Below are 8504 nucleotides of genomic sequence, written 5' to 3'. Positions count from 1 at the left end.
CCCACAAGTTGTATTGACACTGGTTCGTGTCACAAATGTTTGTGTTTCTTAGAAAAAAAGAAATAGAATTTTACCTATAAACTTGACGAGAACAATAGGACAGCATACAATGAAAGATAACGAATAAACTCAGAAATGGTCGGTAGGGATAGAAATATGGAACAAAATATGGATGCAGGATGGGAATTACATCCAATTGGGGGAGATACCGGTCAAGCTTATATGGCAGTTCGAGCTCAGGAGAGAGTCTTTTTAAAAAGAAACTCATCGCCTTTTTTAGCTGCTTTATCTGGTGAAGGCATTGCCCCTAAATTAATGTGGACCAAGAGATCTGGAAATGGAGATGTTTTAACAGCTCAAGAATGGTTAAATGGTCGATCCTTAACAACTGAAGAAATGAATTCGATGGAAGTGATTGATTTATTAAAAGAAATCCATCAGTCTCCTAATTTACTATTAATGCTTCAAAAAATTCAAGGCGAAGAATATACTGCTCAGCATTTCATTGAAGATTATTTAGTCAATTTACAGACCGGTTTACAAACGCATCGTTTTTTATCTGAAGTGTTAGATTATTTAAAAGAAACATTACCTCTTGTATTAGAAGCAGGAAAAACAGTTTGCCATGGAGATTTAGATCGTCGTAATTTCTTATTGGCAAATGATAAATTATATTTAATAGATTGGGAAATGGTTCGTTTAGCAGATCCTGTATCGGATTTAACAATGATTTTAACCCAATATATTCCTGTTCATCAATGGGGGGAATGGCTAGATGCCTATGGTTTAAACTTATCAACGAATATTTACCAACGAATCGAATGGTATGCTTTGATGAATTGTTTAAACTTTATTAAGAAAAGTCATTTTGAAGGTCGTTATTATGAAATGAACGAAAAAATTTTAGTTGTAAAATCAATTTACAATCATCGTTTGATGAAAGAAGAGGAGTAAAAAGATTGCGTTTAAGAAATAAACCATGGGCTAAAGATACTTTATTAGCTCATCCAGAAATGGTGATTCAAAATCCAGAAGAATGGAAAGGGCGCTGGAAAGAAAGATTTGGAAATGATCATCCGATTCATATTGAAATCGGGTCTGGAAAAGGTCAATTTGTTAGTGAAATGGCTAAGAAAAATCCAGATATTAATTATATCGGGATTGAAATTCAAACAAGTGTTATTGTTGTTGCGTTAGAAAAAGCATTAGCTGCCCAAGTTCCAAATTTACAATTATTGCATATTGATGGTGAAACAGTGACAGATTATTTTGAAGATGCTGAAGTGGATCGCATTTATTTAAATTTCTCTGATCCATGGCCTAAAAAACGTCATGCTAAAAGACGCTTGACTCATGCAGATTTTCTAAAAGCATATGAACAAGTATTACCACTAGAGGGTGAAATTCATTTTAAAACAGATAATCGAGGCTTATTTGAATATAGTTTAGCTTCGTTCTCTCAATTTGGAATGATTTTAAAACAAGTGTTGTTAGATTTACACCAAGTAGAGTTTGAAGGCAATGTGATGACCGAATATGAAGAAAAGTTTTCTGCTAAAGGACATCCAATTTATCGAGTAGAAGCAATTTTTCCAAAAGAACGTCATCCCTATGAAGTAAAGTAGAGGAGTGGTAAAATGTCAAAAAATAAATCATCTTTTACAGCAGGATTTTTCCTTGCAACTGGAGCTTTTCTAGGAGCATGGTTTGTTTCTAAATTTTATGAAAAGAAATTAGTCAATGGGGATGTTATAGTAGGGAATGTTCGTCGTTTATTTACCATTGTAGGAACGATTGAAGGTTCATGGATTGAAATGGAACCCGTGTATATCGAACAAGAAGATTTTAGTGGTTATGTATACTATGGTGGCATTACTCGTAAAGAACAAGAAGAATTAGTGCAATATGAATTTTTTGCAGATGCAAAAACGGGTGCAGTTCTAGATTTATATAAAATAGCGTCAGCCTAATGATGAGGAAAGCTCATATAAAGAGCGACGTAAAAAAGGAGCTCTGAAAGGACTGGGAACGGTACATTCGAGCTTTTTATTCTTATGGAGGTAAGAAAATGGAAAAGAAAACAGAAAGTTTAATTAAAACTTTAACAGAATTACAATCAACTAGTGGACATGAAAAAAATGTTCGAGAATTTATGAGAAAAGAATTGGAACCATTAGTCGATCGTATCGAGCAAGATGGTTTAGGAGGCATTTTTGGGGTTCGTGACCATAAAGATGCAAATGCGCCTAAAATTATGATTGCAGCACATATGGACGAAGTTGGATTTATGGTAACCAATATTACTGCAACAGGTTTATTAAAAGTAAGCCCATTAGGTGGATGGAATCCATATGTTGTTTCTGCGCAACGATTTACATTGCAAACTCGTAAAGGAGACTATCCTGTTATTTCTAGCTCTGTTCCTCCACATTTATTACGTGCAGCTGGTGGGCAACAAGCATCTGTGAAAGTAACAGATATTTTATTTGATGCTGGATTTACTTCAAAAGAAGAGGCAGAAGAATATGGAGTTCGACCTGGAGATACCATTGTGCCTTTAGTGGAAACGATTTGGACAGCGAATAAAAAACGAATGATTGCAAAATCATGGGATAATCGTTATGGTTGTACTGTAGTATTAGAAGCTTTACGTGAATTACAAAATGAAGCATTACCAAATACATTAATTGCTGGAGCAAATGTTCAAGAAGAGGTTGGATTACGTGGAACAGGACCGAGTGTTACAAAATTCAATCCTGATTTATTCTTTGCGGTAGATTGTTCTGCAGCGGATGATTTAACAGGTTTAAAAGATACATTTGGGCATTTAGACCAAGGATTTTTATTAAGAATTTTGGATCCGGGTATGATTACTTTACCTCGTATGAAGGAATTTTTAGAAGATACGGCTTTAACTCATAATATTCCATTCCAATACTTTGTTTCTCAAGGTGGAACAGATGCAGGAAAAGCTCACTTAATGAATCAAGGAGTTCCAAGTGCAGTGATTGGGGTATGTGCTCGTTATATTCATACGCATCAAACAATGTTCTCCATTAAAGACTATGAAGCAGCACGTGAAATGGTTATTCAAACGATTCGTGCATTAGATCGTAGTACAGTAGATACTATTTTAGATGGAAGAACAAATTAATAAAAAAATACTTTTAAGGAGATTATTATGTGGTTAAGTTTTTATAATCAAGAAGGCATTTCAGATACATTATTATTAACATCAGGAGCGGCAAGTCGTTATGATGTTGCAATTGAAACAAAAAATGGAGTAACACGTGTATTCGATGAAAAAACAAATACAGTGATTGGGTACAATATTGCAGGAATTTCAAATCATATCCGTTTTAAAAAAGCAGGTCAACAATTTTTATCAGAGGAAGAACAAGCAACTGTGAAAACATTAATCCAAGAAGCTGGATTTGATGGTGAAACATTAGATTTATCTCCAAAAGATACTTTAGTAGTTGGATATGTGGAATCTTGTGTTCCTCATGAAGACTCAGATCATTTACATGTTACACAAACACGTGTTAGCCAAGATACAGTATTACAAATTGTTTGTGGAGCTCTAAATGTAAAAGCAGGACAAAAAGTTGTAGTAGCTACACCAGGAACAGTAATGCCTAATGGAAGTATTATTTGGTCAGGTGAATTACGTGGCGTAGCAAGTCACGGAATGTTATGTTCAGCTCGTGAATTAGGCTTAGAAAATGCTCCTGCCAAAAAAGGAATTTTAGTGTTAAATAATGATGCTGTTATTGGAGAACCATTTAAAGGTTAAAAAATCGAAGAGGAGTGGTATTTTTGTCAGATAACCATCGTTCGATCAGAGAGATTAGTAATCAATATTTACCAAATAAACAAAGTTCCAAAAGAAAGTGGGTAGACTTTCCAAATTATTTACACCCAAAAGAAGAAATTCCTTTTGGAACAAATCAAAACAGTGAACAGGAAACGACTGTGGAACATTATTTGCCTTTTTCAAAGCAACAGAAATCTGCTTTAGAAGAAAAAGATACTCCTCAGACAAAAAATGGAATTTTCCAATCCTTTAAAGAAAGTAGTCAAAAAGGAAATAATCGGGAGAAATGGCGTAGTTTTTTACAAGAAAAGCCTGCAAGAAAACGATTTACTCCTTCTACAGTTCCTTCTATTCTAAAAGGAATGACACCACCTTCTCAAATAAAAAAACAAATTCCTTATGAAGCATTAGAAGAAAATTTGAGAGTGAATACTGAGGAATTATTAATTTTTTCAAGTGAAGAAACACCTTTGGTTAAGGTCGATGAAGTTGAAGTATCGCAAAAAGTAGTGGAGAAATCCTCGAAAAAAGCAACAAAACTTCAATCAGATCTTCCAACGACACAAATAGTGCAAGAAACATTATTAAATCATTTACCTGATACGCAAGCGATGGAAGTTTTAGCTCCTGAATTGCAACCTTTACCAGGAAAACAAAGAAGAGCAATGAATCGTTCATTATCATGGATTATGGAACAAGAACAAGGGAAAGATACATTACCATATAGTAAATAGTAAACATAGGAAGTGGAATTGATCATGGATAAAAGTAAAATTTATCATTTTACGGGTATAAAAGGCTCAGGAATGAGTGCGTTAGCTTTAGTATTACATGGAGAAGGATATTCTGTTCAGGGTTCTGACTTGGAGAATTATTTCTTTACTCAAAAAGGCTTAGAAGATGCGGGAATCATAATGTTTCCGTTTAGTGCAGATAATATTCAAGAAGGACAAGTTGTTATTGCTGGAAATGCTTTTCCAGATAGTCACGAAGAATTAGTAGCAGCACGTGAAAAAGGGATTGAAGTGATTCGTTATCATAAATTTTTAGGTGAATTATTAAAAGGATACCAAAGTGTTGCAATAACAGGTTCGCATGGGAAAACAAGTACAACAGGATTATTAGCGCATGTTTTAAGTGCAATGGAACCAACAAGTTATTTAATTGGTGATGGTACAGGACATGGAGTAGAAGCATCTGAATATTTTGTATTAGAAGCTTGTGAATACAAACGTCATTTTATGGCGTATAAACCTAATTATGCTATTATGACAAATATTGATTTTGATCATCCTGATTATTACACGGATATTGACGATGTTCAAAGTGCTTTTGAATCATTTGGACGTCAAGTGAAAAAAGGAATTATTGCATGTGGAGATGATACAAGACTACGTGAGTTAGATGTAACAACGCCAATTACCTATTATGGAATTGCTAAAGGAAATGATGTTGTAGCTGAAAATATTGAAAAAGATACACAAGGTAGCCATTTTGATGTTTATATTCATGGTAAATTTTATGGCAAATTTGATATTCCAACATTTGGAACGCATAATATTTTAAATGCGTTAGCGATTATTACATTCTATTACTTAAATGATTTTAATCCGGAAGAGTTAGCAGCTAATTTAAAAACATTTGGTGGAGTTAAACGTCGTTTTTCAGAGAAAAAAATCAAAGAAATTACAGTGATTGATGATTATGCACATCATCCATCTGAAATTCGTGCAACATTAGATGCTGCAAGACAAAAATATCCTACAAAGAAAATTGTAGCTGTTTTCCAACCACATACATTTACAAGAACAATTGCTTTGTTAGATGAATTTGCTAAAGCTTTATCTTTAGCAGATGATGTTTATTTATGTGATATTTTTGCATCTGTTCGTGAAAAATCAGGAAATGTTTCAATTGAAGACTTAGCAGCATTAGTAGAAGGTGGAGCTAGTGTGTTAAAAATTGAAAATGTTTCACCATTATTAACTTATAAGGATGCTGTTATTGTCTTTATGGGAGCAGGAGATGTTCAAAAATTTGAATTTGCTTATGAGCAATTATTAAGTAGTACTTCTCCAACACAAAATTAATGATGAAAATTTAATGAAAACAGTTGACATCATATTTTCATTTTGCTAGAATGACATTACTTAATTAAATATATGGTTATTGAACTTGAGGCGCGGATGACAAAAGTACGTGATTACGGAAAGGGGATTTCGCCGAAATGTAGCAAAGCTATGTTGGGGGCTGGTCATAATAGGTCAGTCACTGTCACACTCTCTGCCCAGACCAGTGTGAAGTGCAATCAATTACCGGGCAAAAGCAGTTTATGCTAATTTTTTCTGTACACTTTTTTAGGGTAAAAGTCTATTCAGGGGAGATTGCGGACCTTTTGTTCGTGATCTCTCTTTTTTATTTGAGTCCTGAAGTTTATAACCAAGAGGAGAGGATTTTTATGAAAAAAAATTTATTAAAAGGATTATTAACTGTAGCAATCGGTTTAGGGTTAGCAGCATGTGGCAGTAAAGCATCAAGCAACCAATTAGTAGTTGGGATGGAAGCGGGTTATCCTCCGTTTAACTGGACACAACAAACAGATGCTAACGGTGGAGTAAAAATCCAAGGTTCAAATGACTATGCGGGCGGTTATGATGTTGAAATTGCAAAACGTGTCGCTAAAAAATTAAATAAAGAATTAGTTATTGTAAAAACTGAGTGGGATGGCTTAACACCTGGTGTTGTTTCTGGTAAACTAGATGCAATCATAGCTGGTATGAGTCCTACTGCTGAAAGAAAAGAAGCAATTGACTTTTCTGATAACTATTACAAATCACAATTAGTAATGATTGTTAAAAAAGGAAGTAAATTCGAACAAGCTAAAACATTAGCTGATTTTTCAGGAGCTAAAGTAACTGGACAATTAAACACTTTCCACTATAGTGTGATTGACCAAATTCCTGGAGTTGCTAAACAACCTGCAATGGATAACTTCCCTGCTATGCGTGTTGCATTACAAGCTGGAACAATTGATGCATATGTTTCTGAATTACCAGAAGGTGTTTCTGCTCAAACTGCAAATTCAGATTTTGTGATGATTAAATTAACTGATGGATTCCAAGCAAGTGATGAAGATACAGATACAGCTGTTGGATTGAAAAAAAATAGCCCATTAAAAGATGCTATTAATAAAGCTTTATCAGAAATTTCTGATGCAGAACGTCAACAAATTATGGATGAAGCAATCAAAAATCAACCTGCAGCAAACTAACATATTTTATTAAAATAGAAGGGGTAACCCTTCTAGATACATAATTAAAAAAAGAAAGAGGACAAAAGATGAATATTGAATGGATTATCAAAATTATACAAGATAATTGGCCAATGTTTCTAAATGGAGCTTGGGTAACCTTATATATTTCTATTATTGGGACAATTATTGGAACGGTTATCGGGTTGTTAATCGGATTAGTAAAAACTATTCCAATGCCAGAAAAAGGGTCAAAAAGAATAAGCTTGAAAATTGCTAATGCGATTTTAACAGCTTATACAGAGTTCTTTAGAGGAACTCCGATGATTGTACAAGCAATGGTTATCTATTATGGATCAGCTTTAGCATTTGGAATTGATATGGATCGTACATTTGCTGCGATTTTCATTGTATCAATTAATACGGGTGCTTATATGTCTGAAATTGTTCGTGGAGGAATTATTTCTATCGACAAAGGACAATTTGAAGCTGCTCAAGCGATTGGGATGACACATACTCAAACAATGATGAATGTTATCTTCCCTCAAGTAATTCGTAATATTTTACCTGCAACAGGTAATGAGTTTGTAATTAATATTAAAGATACTTCTGTATTAAACGTTATTTCTGTTTCAGAATTATATTTTGCAACAAAAACAGTTGCGGGAGCAAACTTCCGTTACTTTGAAACATTCTTTGTTACATTGATTTTATATTTCATTATGACAACTGTTTTAACACAAATTTTACGTTATATTGAACGTAGAATGGACGGACCAGATAACTATGAAATTATTCATTCGGATCCATTAAATTCTAATTCAATGGCATCTGTGTACGAAAAAACGAAAGGGAAAGGATAAGAATCATGAGTCAAGAAGTAGTAACGATTAAACATTTAAATAAAGTATTCGGGACTCATGAAGTCCTTAAAGATATTTCATTTTCAGTACAATCTGGTGAAGTAGTAACGATTATTGGTTCTTCTGGTTCAGGGAAATCAACATTGTTACGTTGTGTGAATTTATTAGAAAAACCAACTTCTGGTGAAATTTTATATAACGGAAAAAATATTTTAGATGAAGATACAAATATTTATGAATATCGTACACATTTAGGAATGGTATTCCAACAATTTAATTTATTTAATAACTTAAATGTATTAGAAAACTGTACAGTGGGTCCTATTAAAGTATTGAAAAAATCAAAAGAAGAAGCTGAGGAAATTGCAAAAGGCTTCCTAGAAAAAGTTGGAATGAGTGCGTATTTAAATGCTCGTCCTCGTCAATTATCTGGTGGTCAAAAACAACGTGTAGCAATTGCTAGAGCTTTATCAATGCAACCAGATGTACTATTATTTGATGAACCAACTTCTGCATTAGACCCAGAAATGGTGAATGAAGTTTTAGAAACAATGAAGAGTTTAGCCCATACTGG

The 8504-nt window shown here is 33.7% G+C and carries 8 protein-coding genes, 1 pseudogene and 1 riboswitch; all 9 genes and pseudogenes read left to right on the top strand.

Translation table 11 applies throughout. The features are described 5' to 3' along the window. Positions 1–156 precede the first annotated feature (156 nt). Positions 157–954, top strand: coding sequence for a phosphotransferase family protein (locus RYL55_RS07775; protein WP_315008435.1), 798 nt, complete (start codon positions 157–159; stop codon positions 952–954). 5 nt (positions 955–959) lie between these two features. Continuing rightward, on the top strand, positions 960–1625 hold the full coding sequence (gene trmB, locus RYL55_RS07770; protein ID WP_315008433.1) for a tRNA (guanosine(46)-N7)-methyltransferase TrmB: 666 nt from the start codon (positions 960–962) through the stop codon (positions 1623–1625). Positions 1626–1637: 12 nt separating this feature from the next. Then, positions 1638–1970, top strand: coding sequence for a PepSY domain-containing protein (locus tag RYL55_RS07765; RefSeq protein ID WP_315008431.1), 333 nt, complete (start codon positions 1638–1640; stop codon positions 1968–1970). Between the two features lie 98 nt (positions 1971–2068). Further along, positions 2069–3154, top strand: coding sequence for a glutamyl aminopeptidase (pepA, locus tag RYL55_RS07760; RefSeq protein WP_315008429.1), 1086 nt, complete (start codon positions 2069–2071; stop codon positions 3152–3154). 27 nt (positions 3155–3181) lie between these two features. Next, entirely contained in the window at positions 3182–3796 is a 615-nt protein-coding gene (ytpR, locus tag RYL55_RS07755; RefSeq protein WP_315008427.1) for a YtpR family tRNA-binding protein, read from the top strand. Between the two features lie 23 nt (positions 3797–3819). Continuing rightward, complete coding sequence (locus tag RYL55_RS07750) at positions 3820–4551, top strand: hypothetical protein (RefSeq protein ID WP_315008425.1); 732 nt, start codon at positions 3820–3822, stop codon at positions 4549–4551. 24 nt (positions 4552–4575) lie between these two features. Continuing rightward, positions 4576–5907 (top strand): UDP-N-acetylmuramate--L-alanine ligase, encoded by a 1332-nt coding sequence (gene murC, locus RYL55_RS07745; RefSeq protein WP_315008423.1) that lies wholly within the window; start codon positions 4576–4578, stop codon positions 5905–5907. 77 nt (positions 5908–5984) lie between these two features. Continuing rightward, positions 5985–6132, top strand: a riboswitch (Lysine riboswitch). Positions 6133–6275: 143 nt separating this feature from the next. After that, positions 6276–7930 (top strand): annotated as a pseudogene (locus RYL55_RS07740) (ABC transporter permease subunit). 5 nt (positions 7931–7935) lie between these two features. Next, positions 7936–8504, top strand: a 569-nt coding sequence (locus tag RYL55_RS07735) for an amino acid ABC transporter ATP-binding protein (RefSeq protein WP_315008421.1), incomplete at its 3' end; no start/stop codon positions are given.

The sequence above is a fragment of the uncultured Granulicatella sp. genome (genome assembly GCF_963515615.1).
In the GTDB taxonomy this organism is placed as follows: Bacteria; Bacillota; Bacilli; order Lactobacillales; family Aerococcaceae; genus Granulicatella.
Note: the sequence above shows the minus strand (reverse complement) of the source record. Positions and strands in the feature narration are given on the sequence as shown.

Bases quoted from the DNA above. Each gene is read 5' to 3' on its own strand.
- RYL55_RS07775 (WP_315008435.1), top strand. From the start codon at position 157: ATGGAACAAAATATGGATGCAGGATGGGAATTACATCCAATTGGGGGA.
- RYL55_RS07765 (WP_315008431.1), top strand. From the start codon at position 1,638: ATGTCAAAAAATAAATCATCTTTTACAGCAGGATTTTTCCTTGCAACT.
- pepA (WP_315008429.1), top strand. From the start codon at position 2,069: ATGGAAAAGAAAACAGAAAGTTTAATTAAAACTTTAACAGAATTACAA.
- ytpR (WP_315008427.1), top strand. From the start codon at position 3,182: ATGTGGTTAAGTTTTTATAATCAAGAAGGCATTTCAGATACATTATTA.
- murC (WP_315008423.1), top strand. From the start codon at position 4,576: ATGGATAAAAGTAAAATTTATCATTTTACGGGTATAAAAGGCTCAGGA.